Source organism: Synechococcus sp. MIT S1220 (genome assembly GCF_047303025.1).
In the GTDB taxonomy this organism is placed as follows: domain Bacteria; phylum Cyanobacteriota; class Cyanobacteriia; order PCC-6307; family Cyanobiaceae; genus Parasynechococcus.
On record NZ_CP138939.1, the window covers coordinates 1,200,370 to 1,217,827 of the forward strand.

A 17,458-nucleotide genomic window follows, 5' to 3' on the forward strand; every position below is an offset into this window, starting at 1 on the left:
GCTCTTTGGCGCACACCCTCGTCATCGTTGAGAGCCCCACCAAGGCCCGCACCATCCGGTCCTTCTTGCCCAAGAGCTTCCGCGTTGAGGCTTCGATGGGGCATGTGCGTGATCTCCCAAACAACGCCAGCGAGATTCCTGCTTCAGCGAAAGGTCAGAAGTGGGCAAATCTCGGAGTCAACACTGAAGAGAATTTCGATCCTCTCTATGTCGTCCCGAAGGACAAGAAGAAAATTGTTCGCGAGCTGAAGGATGCCCTGAAAGGGGCCGATGAGCTTCTGCTCGCGACGGATGAAGACCGGGAGGGGGAGAGCATCAGCTGGCATCTCCTCCAGTTGCTGGCGCCAAAGGTGCCGGTGAAACGCATGGTGTTCCACGAGATCACCAAGGAGGCCATCGGGAAAGCACTGGATCAGACCAGGGATCTCGATATGGAGCTTGTGCACGCCCAGGAAACCCGTCGGATTCTCGATCGCCTCGTCGGTTACACCCTTTCTCCTCTGCTCTGGAAAAAGGTGGCGTGGGGGCTTTCCGCTGGTCGGGTGCAGTCCGTTGCGGTTCGTTTGCTGGTGCAGAGGGAGCGGGCGAGGCGTGCCTTCCGAAGCGGCAGTTACTGGAACCTCAAAGCCCAGTTGGAGCAGGCGAGTAGTTCCTTCGAGGCCAAACTCACCCATCTCGCCGGCAAACGGATCGCAACCGGCAGCGACTTCGATGAGTCGACCGGAAGGCTCAAAGCCGGCAGTGATGTGCGGCTTCTCAACGAAAAAGATGCCCGTGCGCTCGCTGAAACCGTCCATGAGGCGCCCTGGAATGTGGATTCTGTGGAGGAGAAACCCACGGTGCGCAAACCCGTGCCGCCCTTCACCACAAGCACACTCCAACAGGAGGCCAACCGCAAACTTCGGCTTTCGGCGCGCGAGACCATGCGCTGCGCTCAGGGTTTGTACGAGCGCGGTTTCATCACCTACATGCGGACGGATTCAGTCCATCTTTCTGATCAGGCAATCAGTGCGTCCCGCAGTTGCGTTGAGTCGCTTTACGGCAAGGACTACCTGAGCAAGACACCGCGCCAGTACAGCACCAAGGCCCGAAACGCCCAGGAGGCCCATGAGGCGATCCGACCCGCCGGTGAGCGTTTTCGTACCCCCGGGGACACCGGGTTGGATGGCAGGGATCTCTCCGTCTACGAACTGATCTGGAAGCGGACCGTCGCAAGCCAGATGGCTGAAGCTCGCCTCACGATGCTTTCAGTGGATCTCAGCGTTGCGGAAGCCAGTTTCCGGGCCAGCGGCAAGCGAATCGATTTCCCCGGCTTTTTCCGTGCCTACGTCGAGGGGAGTGATGATCCGGATGCCGCCTTGGAGGGCCAAGAGGTGCTTCTCCCCTCACTCGCGGTTGGTGACAAGCCTTCTCCGAAAAAGGTTGAGCCCCTCGGCCACCAGACCCAGCCTCCGGCGCGCTTTAGTGAGGCGTCTCTGGTCAAGATGCTCGAGAAAGAGGGCATTGGCCGACCCTCCACCTACGCCTCGATCATCGGCACCATCGTCGATCGCGGTTACTCAACGCTGCAGGGCAACGCCCTAACCCCAAGTTTCACGGCCTTCGCAGTGACGGCACTGCTTGAGGAGCATTTCCCGGATCTGGTGGACACGAGTTTCACCGCTCGTATGGAAACGACTCTGGATGAGATTTCCCACGGCAAGGTGCAGTGGCTGCCCTATCTGGAGGGTTTCTACAAAGGCGATGAAGGCCTTGAAACCCAGGTGCAGCAAAGGGAGGGCGACATTGACCCCGGTGCCTCCCGGACGATCGATCTCGAGGGTTTGTCCTGTGTAGTGAGGATCGGCCGCTTCGGGGCTTACCTCGAAGCAAAGCGAGTCAGTGACGAAGGGGATGAGGAGCTGATCAAGGCGACTCTGCCCCGCGAGATCACACCAGCTGATCTGGACGAGGAACAGGCTGATTTGATCCTCAAGCAGAAAGCCGACGGCCCAGAAGCCCTCGGCGATGATCCCGAGACCGGTGACCTGGTGTATCTGCTGTTCGGTCAGTACGGCCCCTATGTACAACGGGGGCAGGTGAGTGATGAGAATCCCAAGCCGAAGCGGGCTTCATTGCCCAAGGGCGTGAAGCCGGAAGATCTCAGCCTTGAGGATGCCCTAGGACTCCTGCGTCTGCCTCGCCTGCTTGGTGAACATCCCGACGGTGGAAAGGTGCAGGCCGGTCTTGGACGTTTTGGGCCCTATGTGGTGTGGGACAAGGGCAAAGGTGAGAAGGACTACCGATCGCTTAAAGGGGATGACGATGTGCTGGCCATCGGTTTCAGCCGTGCTCTGGAATTGCTGGCCATGCCGAAACGGGGGCGGGGCGGCAGGACGGCTCTGAAGGACCTCGGTCAACCCGACGGCAGTGATGAAACCATTCAGGTCTATGACGGCCCCTACGGTTTGTACGTCAAGCAGGGCAAGGTCAACGCCTCCTTGCCTGAGGGCAAAGGCGCAGACGACATCACCCTCGCTGAGGCGGTGGAATTGCTTGAAGCCAAGGCCGCGGCGAAGAAAAGCAGCGGCCGTAAAGCCGGGACAACCAAGCGGCCCACAACCAAGAAACCTGCTGCATCGAAGACCTCCACGGCCAAATCCTCCACTGCCAAAAAAGCCACGTCCAAAACAGCCACGGCCAAAACAGCCACTCGGAAGCTTCCCGGAACAACGAAGAGCGGCCGGCCGAGAGCTGGTGCTGTGCGAGTGATCAAGCCAGCGGACAAGTGATGCGGGCATCACTGGGGCTGTTGATTCCACTTCTTCTGTTCCAGGGTTGTGCAGGCAGCCCCGTGGCCCGACAGCTTGAGGGCAGCTTCAACGCATCGGATCCCGATCAGCAAGCGGAGCAACCCCCTCCAACGGTCGTTCAAGTTCCGGATGCCGTTCAAGATAAAGAAGTCGAGGCTGCTCAGGAGCCCGTGCTGGAACCGCTTGTAAAGCCTGTAGGGACAGACACCACGCTTCAGGATCCGGGACCGGAGTTGTCTCCTGCTCAACCCTCCAAGCCGTATCGAATCACCATCCGGCTGGCAGCGGCTGATCCAGCGGCACCAGCGGAGGTTGTGACGCGTGCACTCCGCAAGGCTCAGGTCAGCTTCTCCGTGGAGCGTATCGAGCGCATTGAGGACGACAGTCCAGCTGCGGCGGTAGGGACAGCACCCTCACCATGAGTCTCGAACCCGCTCCGCTGAGCCGCCAGCAGGCTCTCAGGCTCGTGGAGGGTGCCTATCTCGCGGCAACCACTGGCCTGATCTGGCTTGCGCTGTACTACCTCCCGGTCGGTGGGGCGCTATTCCGCCTGGCGCTCCCTTTGCCGCTCACCCTGCTTCAATTGCGGCGCGGTGGACGTGCCGGAGCGGAGGGATTGCTTCTGGCGGTTTTGCTTCTGACGGCCTTGATGGGGCCGGTTCGCGGTCCACTTCTGTTGTTTCCCTATGGCCTTCTGTCTCTCTGGTTGGGCTGGAGCTGGTGTCGCGGTCTGAGCTGGTGGTTGAGCTGGGCCGTCGGAATTGTTCTGGGGACCGGCGGTTTTCTGGTTCGGCTCCTGGTCCTCTCCCTTCTTGTGGGTGAAAACCTCTGGGTGTTGATCACCCGCGCTGGAGCTGGTCTGCTTGATCGGCTCGTCGCTGTACTCCAGCTCCCTTTCTCACCAGATCTGCTCGAAATTCAGGTGATGGCGCTGCTCCTGGTGGTGTTGCAGGAAGTGATCTACGTGCTTTCTCTTCACGCACTCGCGTACTGGATCTTTCCTCGGCTGGGGTCCTCGATTCCCTCACCACCGCGTTTGCTGCATGGTCTTGTCGCCCTTGACCCCCTCTAATCGCGCTGACTTGCCATCCGGTTGCAGACCGCTTGGTGGTTCCAGTTCCCAGGTCAGTCTTCGGCGCCAGCTAAAAATCTGGCGACAGCCTGCTCTGAAGGCTGACCTGCTCCTTGTGCTGGGTGGAACCCGCACAGCGGAATGGCCAGGGATTTCGGCAGCTGGTTCGACCCCGGTGGCTCGACGGTTCACGGCTCTGGCCGATGCGGAATTGTTGCTCCGCGGTCCGGGGGTGCAGCGCCACTGGCCTCTCCCCGAGTTGCCAGCAGGTGTCTCACCGGCCCTGCTGTCCCGCGTTGTGGTGGAGTCCCTTGGTTTGGCACCTGTGGTGGTTGCCCTTGGCTTGCTGCGAGCGCCCGACTTCGCTCATCTACGTATCGAGTCAGCTGTTGAGGGACCTTCCAGCTGTCTGTCAGGGGGGTGTGCGATGTCGGCGGAGCGTGTTCAACGGCTGTGGCGGCAGGGGCAGCGATTCGGTGCTCGCCTGCGTGCGCCGCTCGTGCTGGCGGAGTGCGTCCCTGGCGGCACCACGACAGCCCAAGCAGTGCTGACCGGTCTTGGGATGTCTGTTGCAGAGCTTGTCAGCGGCAGCGCGCTGCAACCGCCTCAGGCCTTGAAAAGCCGTCTTGTGCGAGAGGGGCTCGAACGGGCCGGCTTGATGGGCGAATCCGCCCTGCCATCGGCGGTGCTCGCTGCCGTGGGGGATCCGTTTCAGGCCCTGGCAGCAGGGTTGCTGGTGGGCGCTGCCGCCAGCCGTCAGCCCGTGTTGATCGGTGGCGGCAGTCAGATGGTGGCGGTGCTCGCTCTTGCCTTGATGGCTTTACGGAAAGAGCAGCGGCAGCAGTTGTCTGAACAGGTGATGATCGGCACGACGGCCTGGCTGGCTGACGAGGCAGGCGCTCCGCAAGCGGCCTCCATGTTCAGCCGCTTGGTTGATGTGGCAAGTGACCACTGCGGGGTTGCTCTCCAGGCGATGGCATGCGGTGTACGCCTGGGGGTGAGCCGTCACCAGCAACTGAGGGATTATGAGCTGGGTTATGTCAAGGAAGGTGTGGGCGCAGGAGCTCTGCTTCTGTTGGCCCAGCTGCAGGGCCTGAGCGTCGCTGAGCTTGTCGATCGGTGTGATCAGGCTATGGATGCCCTTCATGGCAAAACCGTAGGGTCGGCGTCATGAGCGGTACCACTCCCTTCGGTCGACGCCGTTTGCTTCAGCTGGTGGGTGGGGCTGGTGTTGCTGTCCTGGCGGGTTGCCGCGGCAGTGGGTCCATCCCTCGACTGAGCACCAGCGCCGGCATCCTGCCAAAGCCATGGCTCCAATCCCTGCCGAAACCCTGGCAAACGCTTCTGCTGAAGCCTGGTGACCCAGACATTGCGTCGGGTGAAGCCAGCCGCAATCGGGCTGATCTGATTGCGCTTACCGATGGCTGGCTGGCCACTGTTCCGGATGACGAGCTGCAGTCGATCGCATCAGGACCGCTTAGCTCTCGTCTGGACAACGTCGCCAATCTCTTCCTAAGGGGGCTCGGCCCATCCAGGGCCTCCTGCGTCCTTCCCGTGGGAGTTAGCCCCTGGGTGATGCTCTTTCGTCATGGGGAGGATTTGGTTGCAGCCGGTCAACGCAGCTGGGATGTGTTGTTGTCGCCCGAACTGCAGGGCAGGGTCGTGTTGCCTGCCAGTCCTCGATTGGTGATGGATCTGGCGGACCAGATGGAGGCACCCGATGCGCTCCGTCGTCTTCGTCAGCAAGTGCTTAGCTTCGACGACCGGCAGGGGATCAACTGGTTGCTCAAGGACGGGGCCGGAGTTGTTGTGTTGCCGCTGCAGCGTTGTATGAGCTTTCTGAGACGCGACCCTCGTCTGCGTGCTGCTCTTCCAGAACGCGGTGCTCCGCTGCACTGGACCGTCTTGGTTCGTCCTACTGCAACCCGGGAACCTCTGCCTCGCAGCTGGGTTGAGTCGGCTTGGCAGCAGCCTCTTCTGATGCGCCTTCTCGCCATGGGTTGGCGCGCTCCTGTGAAACAGCCTGCACCCAAGGAGCTGCGTGCTCGTCTTCCTTCTCGATGGAGCTCGCTGCTGCTCCCCAGTCCAGAGACCTGGGCGCGTTGTTGGTCTCTGGCGCCCCTTAATCCGAAACTGCAAACCACGCTTGTGGAGCGATGGATGGCGTCATCCCCATAACCGGCGCTTTGGAGCGGCCCGCAGTCGCTGGTGGGTGTCATGCAGCAGATCTGGGATCGGCAGCTGATGAGGACATCGTGGGAGGCAGGCACCACAGGCATTGCAGGCTGAGGCATCCACCGATTCCCACCAGTGCCCGGCCCGGCCGATCAGGTTGTAGCGCTCCTGAGTGAAACCGATCAGGTCATGGCCGATGGTGAGGTTGCGCAAGCGAAGCAGCTCCGGAATCGGAACCTCATTCGGACAGGGCAGGCAGGCCTGACACTGACCGCACAGTGCGTCTCCCAGCCGGAGCCTTCGTTGCTCTTTGAGGCGATCAAGAGCTGCACGTTCGCTCGAATCCAATGGATCGCAGGCATGGGCAAGTTGTTTGGCCAGTTTGAGATCCTCTGGTGCGGCAGCTCCCACCGTCAGCGTTGAGATTCCTGCAGCAAGAAGAAATCGGTAAGCCAGCTGCAGAGGGGGAATCGGACGGCAGTCATCGATCAGGGTGCTGCTCGGATCCTGCAAACGGCCTCCTTTGTCTGCTGGTGAGATCGCCAGAACACCCATCCCTCGTTTCAGTGCCAGCTCCGCAAGGGGAAGTCGTTGGGGGTCCAGCATGTGGAGATGCAGGCAGCAGAACTGAAATCGTCCGGAGCTAATGGCTTCCTTGATCAAGGGTTGGGTCCCATGGCTGCTGAAACCGATCTGCACCACCCGTCCACTTGAGATCGCCCAATCCAAGAGGGCAGAGCCGTCCCCATTTCGAGCCCATTCCAGGTGGTCGGGTCGGTTGAGACCATGAACCGCCAAATTGTCGATTTGAGGTCGGTTCAGCCGCTTCAGGATCGACTCGATTTGGCCTTGCCCCTCGGCCAGGCTCACCCCTGGAAGCAACTTGCTGGTGATCACCCAGTCGTCCGGTTGGGCGCGCTCAGATCGTTCAAGACTTGCGATCGCCTCCCCGAGAAACTGTTCGGCAGGCCCGTAGGCCGGTGCTGTTTCCAGATGGTTGATGCCAGCATCGAGAGCAGCTCCGAGCACAGCTGTCATCTGTGCGCTGGATGCCACGGCACGCATTGTGCCGAGTGTGAACAAACTGATCGGCCGACCTTCACCGAAGGGGCGCTTCACAGTTGATCGCTTGCGGGCGAATCGTCGCTGTCACCCGATTCACCTTCTTGGCCTTGATCCCGACGATCCCGCAGATGGCGGACCAGTGCTGCCGGACTGAGATCATCGACGAAGCGGTTGAAGGCGCTCTGATCCTCAGCATCTGCTTCCGCATCAACAGGAATCGAGGCCTGTGCGACGACCTCTTCCAGCATCCAGATCGAGCTACCGGTTCTGACGGCAAGGGCAATCGCATCGCTCGGGCGGGCGTCGATGTCTAGGCAATCCGATTCCTCGCCGGACGTCTCGGAGGTGTCTTCGCCCGCTGGCGGTTCAAGCTCCTCGGTCCGGGAGACGAGTTTGAGAACGGCATGAAACGTGCTGTCCTCAATCGCGTGCACAATGACGCGATCCAGGGCCAGACCACCAGCAATAAGCAGGGTTGCCATCAGGTCGTGGCTGAGCGGACGGACCGGTTCGGTTCCCTGGAGGCCGGCCATGATGTTGTGGGCCTGACTTTGATCAATCCAGATCGGTACCTGACGTCGACCCGAGGGATCCCTGAGCAGGACAATCGGGGTGCGGCTTGCCGCATCCAGGGCGATACCGGCGACGCTCATTTCAACCATGGCGACAGGCCGGCCTACCTTGATTATGGCTAGAGGGCGCATCGCGCGGGCAAGACGCCATGTTCACAGGACTGGTGAGGGCTGTGGGTCATGTTCAGAAGCGATCCAGCCGAGTTCTGGTCGATGGGTGTGGACCGTTTGGCCCCCTGATGCTGGGCGACAGCGTTGCGGTGGATGGGGTCTGCCTGACTGTTGCGGAGCTCAGCGGCGATGGATTTCTTGCTGATGTGAGCGAGGAGACGCTGTCCCGTACCACGCTCGGTGTGAAGTCTGATCGGGGAGGTGCCGTCAATCTCGAACCTGCTCTTCGGTTGAGCGATCGGCTCGGTGGCCATCTGGTGAGTGGCCATGTCGATGCATGTGGTGAGGTGACAGCGATCGAGGCTCTGCCCCAGTCGTGGAATCTCTCCCTGCGTTGGCAGGACCCAAGGTTCGGTCGCTACGTCTGTGAAAAGGCAAGCATCGCTGTTGATGGGATCAGCCTGACGGTGGCGCGATGTTCGTCCGATGGCGTGGACTTTTCGCTGGCGGTCATTCCACACACCTGGAGTGTGACCACGCTCAGCAGACTTGCAGTGGGAGATCAGCTCAATTTGGAAGCCGATCAGCTGGCCCGCTATGCAGAGAAGCTTCTTGAAACAGGACCCGCTGCAGGAATGTCAACCGCTTCAGATACCCATCAATCCGATCTCAGCCGTGACTGGTTGGCCGCCAATGGTTGGATTTAAGTGGCGTCTGAAACGCCTCAAGTTCAAACAGCCTCTTCACTGGCGACGGCTTGGTCCGCAGTTACGTCACTGATCAGATCCGATTCGATGGGGAGCAGCCAGATGGAACCGGAATCGCGATGCAGCTCAATTTTGAACTCCTGACCTGGTTCGAGGCCGAGTCGACGGGTGTAGGCATGGCCAATGAGCAGATTCCCATTGCCGTGTACACGGGTCTTGTATTCAGCCTGCCTGCCACGGCTTCCACCACTTCCACCCGTGCTTGAGGGGATTTTGTATCCCTTCGCTTCCACCAGAGCGCGATAAAAGCTTTTGCGTAGAACGCGTCCACTAGGGCCCACGTACCCGCAACCGCGTGCAATTTCGTCCTCTGGCCGATTGCTCAGGGATCTGGCCTTATCGAGGAGTTCGTTTCCGACCAGCATTTCATCCACTGATTCAACTGAATTGTGACCCCTCTTGCTAACTACGGCAAGGCATCACAGCAAATAGAGGATTACGAAGAGGATCACCCAGATCCCATCAACGAAATGCCAGTAGAGCTCAGCAGCTTCCAGAGGGAAGGCATTGCTGCTGTTAATTCGTCCTCCATTCGAGCGTGCCTGCCACCAGACGATCAGGATCATCAGGGCTCCAAGCGTGACGTGCAGTCCGTGAAACCCTGTCGCCGCATAGAAGGTGCTTGCGTAGAGGTTGTCCGCCAGGCCGAAGGGAAGGGTGAAGTACTCCACCATCTGGCTGACCAGAAACGCCAAACCCAGTGCAGCGGTGATCAGCAGCCATCGACGGCAGCGTTGCATCGCCCCGCTATGCAGGGCCTGCCCTGCGCGGTGAAAAGTGGCACTGCTGACCAGCAGCAGGATTGTGTTGAGGATCGGTAACGGCAGTTCGAGCTCATAAACGGCCCCGGCCGGAAGAGGGTTCACAGCTTTGAAGGTCAGGTAGGCCGCAAAAAAACCGGCAAAGGTCATTCCATCGGCCACGAGGAATGTGGCCAGACCGAACAAGCGGAAATCACCATGGATCTCATGGTTGTCACTCTCTACGGCATCACCGTGGTCAGGATTGGTCTGTTTGACGGGAATCGTGGTCATTTGCCGCTGCTCCAAAGATCACGGCCGCTTGCTGCGGCCAAGTCGAAGGCCTCCGCAGGGATGCCATAGCCGTAGGGCTCCTCAACCAAAGGGGCTTCACCAACCCAGTTCTCCACTGGAGGCGGTGAACTGGTGAGCCATTCGGGTGTGAGGGCATTCCAGGGGTTGTCCCCCGCCCGCTGACCCGCGAAGGCACTTTGAATCACATTCCACAGAAAAGGCAGTGTGCTGATCGCCATCAGCAGTGCGCCCACTGAACTGATCTGATTGATCAAGGTGAACTGAGGGTCGTACTCCGCTACACGCCGAGGCATGCCATTCAGCCCGAGCCAGTGCTGGGGACCGAAGCAAAGATTGAACCCGATGAAGGTGAGCGCAAAGTGGAGGCGGCCGAGATGTTCGTTCAACATCCGGCCCGTGAACTTCGGGTACCAGTGGTAGATGGAGGCGAAGATCACGAACACCGACCCACCGAAGACGATGTAATGAAAATGAGCGACCACAAAGTAGGTGTCATGGACATGGATGTCGAAAGGCACCTGGGCCAGAGCGACACCGGTGATGCCGCCCAAAACAAAATTGACGATGAATCCGCAAGAGAACAACATCGCACTGTTGAGACTGATGCGACCTCCCCAGAGTGTGGCCAGCCAATTAAAAAATTTGATGCCTGTTGGAACGGCGATAAATGCTGTGGCAATTGTGAAGAACAAGCGCATCCATGGGGGAGTGCCACTGGTAAACATGTGGTGCGCCCAGACAATCAGACCTAGGCCAACAATTGCCATGATCGAATACACCATTGTTGTGTAGCCAAACAACGGTTTCCTGGCGTGGACAGGCAGTATTTCGCTGACCAGTCCGAAGGCTGGGAGCACCATGATGTAGACGGCCGGGTGTGAGTAAAACCAGAAGAGATGCTGGTAAACCACAACATTGCCACCGAGAGTTGGATTGAAAAAACCCGTATGAGCAACGATATCGAAGCTGAGTAACACCAAGGTCCCTGCAAGTACAGGCGTTGAAAGAACCACAAGAATGCTGGTGCCAAGCATGGCCCAGCAGTACATCGGAAGTTGCATCAGTTTCAATCCCGGGCGCCGCAACTTAAGAATTGTTGCGATGAAGTTGATGCCACCAAAGATTGAACTTCCACCAAGAAGAAGGACGCTCAGAATCCAGATGATCTGCCCCGTTGCAGGAGTAGTGATGCTCAGCGGCGGATAGGCAGTCCAACCTGATTGCGCCGCGCCTGTAAGGAAATAACTGCTGATCAGGAGCAGGCCAGCCGGTGGAATCAGCCAGAATGCAACTGCATTTAACCGCGGAAATGCCATGTCACGCGCGCCCACATAGAACGGAATCAGATAATTTCCGAAGGCACCGTTCACAACCGGAACGATCCAAAGAAAAATCATCACCGTGCCATGCAGTGTCAACACCTGGTTGTACACATCCCTGGGCATAAAATCGGCGACGGGACTGGCTAGCTCTGTGCGGATTGCGCCGGCCAAGGCACCGCCGATCAGATAAAAGAGAAACCCGCAGACGAGGTACTGAAGGCCGATCACTTTGTGATCAACACTGAAGCTGAAGTAGCGCAACCAGCCAGTGGGTTGAAGCCTGGGTGGACGTTCGGTGCCAGTCTCAGGCTGAAGTGCAATTGTCATGGTCAAGTGTTGGCTGCGTCGGTTTTGGCGTTACTGCTGAACCAGGCATCCCAGGCATCCTGCTCTTCCACCACAACGGTGGAGCGCATGCCGCCGTGGTAAGGGCCGCAGAGTTCGGCACAGACGATCGGGTAACGCCCAGGGCGGGTGGGGGTGAAGCTGAGTTGGGTTGGTTGGCCTGGAATGACGTCTTGCTTCAGGCGAAACTCGGGGACCCAGAAGGCATGGATCACATCCTTGGCTTCCATCCGTAATGTGATCGGACGACCGGCCGGGACATGCAGTTCCCCAGAGATGATGTCGCCGTCGGGATAGTGAAATAGGAAGGCGAACTGCATTGCCGTGACATCAATCGGCAGGGCATTGCCTATCTCTCCCGCCTGAACGGATCCTGAACTGATGCCCCCCCAGACGCGCTCCTCATGAGCGCCGTCCATGTGATCGTGGGCCAGGGGAACCATTCCGCCCATCCGGTCGTAGATGTCGTAGCTGTAAAGCCCAACAAAAAGGACCACAACAGCCGGAACTGCTGTCCAAAAAATCTCCAGAGGGAGGTTCCCTTCGATGGCAATGCCATCACCGATTTGATCGGAACGTCGCCTGAATCGGATAAGGCTGAAAACTAGTAATCCGACGATGCCCACGAACAGAACGGTTCCGATTGTGAACAAAACCTGAAAGAGTTCGTCGTAGATGGGCGCGTTGACGCTTGCATCAACAGGCAGAAGATTGATGTTCTGGCCAACCCACATCCCACCCAGAACGAGAAGCATCCCGATCAGAAGGGTGATGATGGAAGAAGGGATCTGCACGCTTTGAATCCCTGAGTCCTCTTCAGCCTATGGAGATGGAGGCAGAGCTTCATAGGCTGAATGTTAAGGCGTTGTGAAAATCGTATGAAGCGCAGCCAGGCAGAGCGATTTGCTCTGTGTGTTGTCAGCAAAAGTGAACTCATTGTCTTTTCACAATGTTGCAGTCGTCCACACAACGTGACTGCATCCCCTTGATCGCTACGGTCCAAATATCCATCCGGTGAATGCCCCGGATAAAGGTGGTTCGGTGACACATTCATCCACGTCTCCGATACAGCGACGTTTGTCTCTGTTATCTGCACATCTTGTTGTTGCGCTCATTGCACTTGTTGTGATCGGTGGTGCCACCCGCGTGATGGAGGCCGGATTGGCGTGTCCGGACTGGCCTCTTTGCTACGGCACATTCCTGCCTGGTCGGCAGATGAATCTTCAGGTTTTTCTTGAATGGTTCCACCGGCTGGATGCCTTTGTCGTCGGTATTGCCCTGATGGTGATGGCCGTGACGTCACTGGTTTGGCGCCATCTGCTGCCGCGATGGCTCCCCTTGCTGAGCTGTGCCCTTGTCCTGATGGTTGCCCTACAGGGTCTGCTCGGCGCCCTTACTGTTCTCCATCTGCTCGAGTCCTCCGTGGTGACGGCCCACATGTTGTTGGCCCTCACGCTTGTGGCGGTGCTCAGCGGCCTGACCCAACGGTTGCGTCAGGCTCAATCACGGGTCGCACCGCTGTGGTGGAGAGCCGGCGCTGCCGTTGCATTGATCGGAGTGACTGGTCAATGCCTGGTTGGTGCGCGGATGGCGACCTCCTGGGCGGCTCAGCGCTGTCTTGCCTCCGGTGATGGTTGCGAATGGCTTGTTTGGCATCGGGCTACGGCCACTCCTGTTGCATTGACTGTGCTGCTGTTTGCGTCCATCTCCCTGGCTGTCTCTGGATGGACCCGCCATCAATGGCCATTCCTGCTCGGTCTGATCGTCCTGGTCACGGCCCAGGTGGGGCTTGGTGTACTGACGTTTCGGCTGGGGCTCAACCAACCTGCCGTCACCATCGCCCATCAGCTATTGGCGGCCTTGCTGGTGGCCCTTCTTGCCGCACTCCTGATGCGTAGTCCAAACAACCCTTCCACCTCATCCCAAGTCGTCGCTGACGACGTCTCCCTGGAACCTTGCCATGGCTAGTTCGATGTCTTCTTCAGCGACGTCCAGCGTTTCGCGTGAGGATGTGGTTCCTTCACGACGGCGCGTCAAGCTCCCTCCCTGGCTTGAGGTCGCCAAGCCTCGCTTGATCCCTCTGCTTCTTGCGACCACGCTTGGCGGGATGGCTCTCACCGAGGGGTGGCCACTTTCATCCCCCAGGCTGGTCTGCACCCTGGGGGGTGGAGCGCTGGCATCCGCCGCCGCCGGAGTTCTCAATTGCCTTTGGGAACAGGATCTCGACGGTCGGATGGCCAGAACCAGCGGTCGCGCTCTACCGTCCGGTCGGCTTTCTCCGACCACGGCCTTCATCGGCGCCATCGCCTGCACACTGGCGGCGGCCATGTTGCTTGTCAGCGGAGTCAATTGTCTGGCTGCCGGTCTGTCGCTGCTCGGCCTGTGCAGCTACGTGCTCCTCTACACCGCGTTGCTGAAGCCACGCACTCCCCAGAACATCGTCATCGGAGGCGTGGCAGGAGCGATTCCACCTCTGGTGGGAGCCGCTGCCGCTACAGGTCATATCGGCCTCGGTGGCTGGTGGTTGTTTGCCCTCGTGATGGTTTGGACCCCGGCCCATTTCTGGGCTCTCGCGTTGTTGCTCCGTGAGGACTACCGGGCTGTGGGAATTCCGATGCTTCCTGTGGTGAAGGGGCCTTTGGTGACCGCACGCGCCATTCATCGTTACGGCTGGGCGACGGTTCTTCTGAGCGGTCTCGGTGTGGTGGCTCTTCCCACCGGAGGATTTTTTTACGGACTGATGTTGCTGCCGTTCAATGGACGCTTGCTTCAGATGGTCAGCCGTCTGGCCCATGATCCCGACAACCTCACCAAGGCCAAAGGGCTTTTTCGCTGGTCAATCCTCTACCTATTCGGCATTTGCCTGCTCTTGATCCTTAGCCGTACAGCACTAGCCACAAGCTTCGATCAGCAGGTGTGGATGCTTCTGGCTCAAATCACGCTTCATTGATCTCTTTAAAATTCCTCGAGGATTGCAAAACCCGGATGGCGCTCCTGCGATGGCGTTGATTGAACTGCGAAATCTCCACAAGTCCTATGGCTCGGTCAACGCACTCCGGGATCTGACCCTTGATGTGCCAGAGGGTTGTTTATATGGTCTGCTTGGCCCAAACGGTGCCGGGAAGACCACGGCGATTCGGATCATGGCCACTCTTCTCTCGCCTGATCAGGGAACGGTCACCATTGCTGGCCTCGATGCCTTAGATCAACCCAGGGCGGTGAGACAGGCGCTCGGCTACGTGGCCCAGGAGGTCGCTATCGACAAGATTTTGACCGGCAGGGAGCTACTCCAACTGCAGGGAGATCTTTATCACTTAAAAAAGAATGTCAGAGACGAACGGATTGCTGAACTGATCGACCGTTTGGGGATGGACGATTGGATCGATCGCCGTTGCGGAACCTATTCCGGCGGCATGCGAAGACGCCTTGATCTCGCGGCAGGTTTGCTGCATCGTCCCAAATTGCTTGTGCTTGATGAGCCAACAGTCGGTTTGGATATTGAAAGCCGTTCCGCGATCTGGGATTTGTTGAGGCGCTTGGTCCATCAGGGCACCAGTGTGCTGCTCAGCAGCCACTACCTCGAAGAGGTGGAGGCGTTGGCAGATCGCATGGCGATTATCGATGCCGGAACGGTCATTGCGGAAGGTTCACCCGATGAGCTCAAACGTCGATTGGGAGGCGACCGAGTCACACTCCGCGTGCGTGAGTTCAGCGATCAGGAGGAGGCACAACGGGTTTCGGAGTTGATTCGTCAGGTTTCAGGTGTGAGCCAGGTCGTTATCAACAGGTCGCAGGGTTATTCGCTCAATCTTGTGGTCGAGAACGAGCCTGTAATCGCACGTCTGCGTGATTGTCTTCTTGACGTTGGCTTGCCCGTGTTTGCTTTGGCTCAGAGCCGCCCGAGCCTGGATGACGTTTACCTGCAGGCGACGGGGCGCACTCTGATGGATGCGGAACTCGCCGTTGCCGGACAGAGAGATGTGAAGCAGGAACGCCGAAAGGCCATGCGTTAACGATTGGCTCGATGAAGCCTCGCCCTGTTTTGTCCAATTTTCTGAATCCTCCCCATGACATCCCCCAGCCTTTCCGTTGCGGTTTCCGATTCTGAGAGAAGTGCATGGTCTGAGCTTGCTCAGGAAACCCTGGCGCTGACCCGTCGGCTCTTTCTTCAGCTCGCACGTCGACCGTCCTCGCTCGTAGCCGGTGTTCTTCAGCCCTTGATCTGGTTGATTCTTTTTGGAGCGTTGTTCACCAACGCCCCCGATGGTCTCTTGCCTGGCGGGATCAGTTATGGACGGTTTCTAGGCGCCGGCGTGATTGTGTTCACGGCATTCAGTGGTGCCCTGAATGCAGGTCTTCCTGTGATGTTCGATCGTGAATTTGGCTTCCTGAACCGCCTGCTTGTTGCACCGCTGCGCAGCCGTAGTTCGATCGTTTTGGCTTCGGTGATCTACATCACGGCGATCAGCCTTGTTCAAAGTCTCGCCATCATGCTCACGGCGGCGCTGCTGGGCTATGGATGGCCCGGTGCTGCGGGGTTTGTTCTCGTGGTCGCCACTCTTCTGCTGCTTGTCTTCGCCGTCACCGCCCTAAGTCTTGGCTTGGCATTCGCTCTTCCCGGTCACATTGAATTGATCGCCGTGATCTTCGTCGCCAATCTTCCCCTGCTCTTCGCAAGCACTGCGCTGGCGCCTTTGTCTTTTATGCCGGGGTGGTTGGGCTGGCTTGCAGCGCTAAATCCACTTACCTTCGCCATTGAGCCCATACGGGCCGCCTATAGAGGTCCCCTCGATCTTTCGGCGGTTCTGCTCGAGGCGCCTTATGGCGACGTCACGGGAACAACCTGTCTGGTTGTGTTGGTGGGTCTCACGGTCGGATTGTTTTTGCTGATCCGTCCTCTGCTCAACCGCAAACTCTCTTGAATCCGTGCCGCTCTCTTCGTTTCAGCAGCCGTCGACACGGCGTGACTCCCTCGAGTGTTTGATCGAGGCCGCTGCCAGTGATGGTGATCTTCATCGCCTCAATGTGCTCAGGAGCCAATGGGTTCACCGCTATGGCCTGGCTTCTCTTCCCGCCTTCGCCTTGTCTGAGCTTTCCCCAAAAAGCTCCGAAACCTCACCGGTGGCTCTCGAGTCCGTCGAGCCGGTCACGTCCCTTCAGGATTACAGAGCTCAAGAGGAGAGCAATGAGCTGAATCCGGAAGAGCTGGTTTCAGCGGTTGCACCCCCGCAAGACGCTTCGTCGTGGCCTGCGTCCCATGCTTCAGACGCCTTGTCATGCGATACCGCACCCGATGGAGATGACGCGGTTGAAAACGAATGGAATGAGATTCATCCCCTGAGCATCAATCTGGATGATCAGATCACATCAGCTGTCCCCAAACTGAGCAGTCTTCGCGCTGCAACGCCTCCCCCCCTGAGTACGCCCCGTTCGCTGCGACGTTGGTTGCCCGGTACGGATAGCGCTCTGCCTCAAGCGTCCTGAGATCGTCATGGTGAAGAGCGCGCATGTCCTCAAGCGAGGCCTGATTGTCTCTGTGCAGGCACCTGTCGGATCACCGATGCGTGATTCTGATGTGATCGCGGCGATGGCCGAGGCGTCGTTACTGAATGGAGCTGTCGGCGTTCGACTGGAAAGTCCCGAACACATCGGGGCGGTGCGTCGTCGTTGCCCTGATGCTCTGATTATTGGTCTCTGGAAGTGCACGTATCCAGAGAGCAGCGTCTACATCACGCCAGGTTGGAGAGAAATCCAGGCTGTTTGGTCGGCAGGAGCTGATGTGATCGCGGTGGATGCAACATCGCGCCCGCGGCCTGACGGACAGGATCTCGGCCAATTGGTTCAGCGGTGCCGCGATGAATTGCGGGCCCCATTGATGGCAGACGTCGACTCGATTGAAAATGCTGCTCTGGCGGCTGAGCTGGGATTCGATTGGATCGGAACCACGTTGTACGGATACACCGAGGAAACGGCGGAATGCAAACCGCCAGCCATCCACCTCTTACCGGAACTCCGTCGAGCACTCAATCCTGATGTGCGTCTGATCTGTGAGGGTGGGATTCACTCGCCAGAAGCTGCCCGCTCGGCCCTGGAGGCTGGAGCGGACAACGTCGTTGTGGGGACCGCGATTACGGGTGTTGATCTGCAGGTGAATGCCTACAGCGAATTCATGGCCAACTGAT

18 protein-coding genes are annotated in these 17,458 nt (G+C 58.7%); 12 read left to right on the forward strand and 6 right to left on the reverse strand.

The features are described from left to right. Positions 1 to 5: 5 nt before the first annotated feature. The 5 genes from topA to SIB64_RS05895 are packed head-to-tail and all read left to right on the forward strand — an operon-like array spanning position 6 to position 6,042. On the forward strand, positions 6 to 2,771 hold the full coding sequence (topA, locus tag SIB64_RS05875) for a type I DNA topoisomerase (protein ID WP_413442894.1): 2,766 nt from the start codon (positions 6 to 8) through the stop codon (positions 2,769 to 2,771). Continuing rightward, positions 2,771 to 3,214 (forward strand): hypothetical protein, encoded by a 444-nt coding sequence (locus SIB64_RS05880; RefSeq protein WP_413442339.1) that lies wholly within the window; start codon positions 2,771 to 2,773, stop codon positions 3,212 to 3,214. The genes topA and SIB64_RS05880 overlap by 1 nt, the downstream gene beginning before the upstream one ends. Beyond that, positions 3,211 to 3,864 carry a DUF2232 domain-containing protein gene (locus SIB64_RS05885; protein WP_413442340.1) on the forward strand — a complete coding sequence of 218 codons (654 nt, stop codon included), beginning with the start codon at positions 3,211 to 3,213 and terminating at the stop codon, positions 3,862 to 3,864. The genes SIB64_RS05880 and SIB64_RS05885 overlap by 4 nt, the downstream gene beginning before the upstream one ends. After that, positions 3,836 to 5,038 (forward strand): nicotinate-nucleotide--dimethylbenzimidazole phosphoribosyltransferase, encoded by a 1,203-nt coding sequence (locus tag SIB64_RS05890; protein ID WP_413442341.1) that lies wholly within the window; start codon positions 3,836 to 3,838, stop codon positions 5,036 to 5,038. Before SIB64_RS05885 ends, SIB64_RS05890 begins: the two co-directional genes overlap by 29 nt. Beyond that, positions 5,035 to 6,042: an ABC transporter substrate-binding protein gene (locus SIB64_RS05895; RefSeq protein WP_413442342.1), complete on the forward strand. Its 1,008-nt coding sequence runs from the start codon at positions 5,035 to 5,037 to the stop codon at positions 6,040 to 6,042. Before SIB64_RS05890 ends, SIB64_RS05895 begins: the two co-directional genes overlap by 4 nt. On the opposite strand, the gene SIB64_RS05900 is transcribed toward SIB64_RS05895, so the two are convergent. Further along, entirely contained in the window at positions 6,031 to 7,104 is a 1,074-nt protein-coding gene (locus tag SIB64_RS05900; protein ID WP_413442895.1) for an aldo/keto reductase, read from the reverse strand. The two genes, SIB64_RS05895 and SIB64_RS05900, sit on opposite strands and share 12 nt — an antisense overlap. Positions 7,105 to 7,154: 50 nt before the next feature. Beyond that, a complete protein-coding gene (locus tag SIB64_RS05905) occupies positions 7,155 to 7,766 on the reverse strand; it encodes a bifunctional nuclease family protein (RefSeq protein WP_413442343.1) in 612 nt (203 codons plus the stop codon). A 59-nt stretch (positions 7,767 to 7,825) separates the two neighbouring features. On the opposite strand from SIB64_RS05905, the gene SIB64_RS05910 reads away from it, so the two are divergent. Next, positions 7,826 to 8,494: a riboflavin synthase gene (locus SIB64_RS05910; protein WP_413442344.1), complete on the forward strand. Its 669-nt coding sequence runs from the start codon at positions 7,826 to 7,828 to the stop codon at positions 8,492 to 8,494. 23 nt (positions 8,495 to 8,517) lie between these two features. Here the strand turns inward: SIB64_RS05910 and SIB64_RS05915 are convergent, their stop codons facing one another. Genes SIB64_RS05915 through SIB64_RS05930 form a run of 4 tightly spaced genes read right to left on the reverse strand, consistent with a single transcriptional unit; the run spans position 8,518 to position 12,070 of the window. Then, complete coding sequence (locus tag SIB64_RS05915) at positions 8,518 to 8,919, reverse strand: AbrB family transcriptional regulator (RefSeq protein ID WP_413442896.1); 402 nt, start codon at positions 8,917 to 8,919, stop codon at positions 8,518 to 8,520. 54 nt (positions 8,920 to 8,973) lie between these two features. Further along, positions 8,974 to 9,588 carry a heme-copper oxidase subunit III gene (locus SIB64_RS05920; RefSeq protein WP_413442345.1) on the reverse strand — a complete coding sequence of 205 codons (615 nt, stop codon included), beginning with the start codon at positions 9,586 to 9,588 and terminating at the stop codon, positions 8,974 to 8,976. Next, a complete protein-coding gene (ctaD, locus tag SIB64_RS05925) occupies positions 9,585 to 11,258 on the reverse strand; it encodes a cytochrome c oxidase subunit I (RefSeq protein ID WP_413442346.1) in 1,674 nt (557 codons plus the stop codon). The genes SIB64_RS05920 and ctaD overlap by 4 nt, the downstream gene beginning before the upstream one ends. A 2-nt stretch (positions 11,259 to 11,260) precedes the next feature. Next, positions 11,261 to 12,070: a cytochrome c oxidase subunit II gene (locus tag SIB64_RS05930; RefSeq protein WP_413442347.1), complete on the reverse strand. Its 810-nt coding sequence runs from the start codon at positions 12,068 to 12,070 to the stop codon at positions 11,261 to 11,263. A gap of 247 nt (positions 12,071 to 12,317) precedes the next feature. Between SIB64_RS05930 and SIB64_RS05935 the strand changes: the two genes are divergently transcribed. Genes SIB64_RS05935 through SIB64_RS05960 form a run of 6 tightly spaced genes read left to right on the forward strand, consistent with a single transcriptional unit; the run spans position 12,318 to position 17,457 of the window. Next, positions 12,318 to 13,244, forward strand: coding sequence for a COX15/CtaA family protein (locus SIB64_RS05935; RefSeq protein WP_413442898.1), 927 nt, complete (start codon positions 12,318 to 12,320; stop codon positions 13,242 to 13,244). A gap of 4 nt (positions 13,245 to 13,248) precedes the next feature. Then, positions 13,249 to 14,226 carry a heme o synthase gene (locus tag SIB64_RS05940; RefSeq protein ID WP_413442348.1) on the forward strand — a complete coding sequence of 326 codons (978 nt, stop codon included), beginning with the start codon at positions 13,249 to 13,251 and terminating at the stop codon, positions 14,224 to 14,226. Positions 14,227 to 14,275: 49 nt separating this feature from the next. Continuing rightward, positions 14,276 to 15,289, forward strand: a complete 1,014-nt coding sequence (locus tag SIB64_RS05945; RefSeq protein ID WP_413442349.1) for an ATP-binding cassette domain-containing protein — start codon at positions 14,276 to 14,278, stop codon at positions 15,287 to 15,289. Between the two features lie 54 nt (positions 15,290 to 15,343). Continuing rightward, positions 15,344 to 16,198: an ABC transporter permease gene (locus tag SIB64_RS05950; protein ID WP_413442350.1), complete on the forward strand. Its 855-nt coding sequence runs from the start codon at positions 15,344 to 15,346 to the stop codon at positions 16,196 to 16,198. Between the two features lie 4 nt (positions 16,199 to 16,202). After that, entirely contained in the window at positions 16,203 to 16,760 is a 558-nt protein-coding gene (locus tag SIB64_RS05955) for a hypothetical protein (RefSeq protein WP_413442351.1), read from the forward strand. Between the two features lie 7 nt (positions 16,761 to 16,767). After that, positions 16,768 to 17,457 (forward strand): N-acetylmannosamine-6-phosphate 2-epimerase, encoded by a 690-nt coding sequence (locus SIB64_RS05960; protein ID WP_413442352.1) that lies wholly within the window; start codon positions 16,768 to 16,770, stop codon positions 17,455 to 17,457. Position 17,458 lies beyond the last annotated feature (1 nt).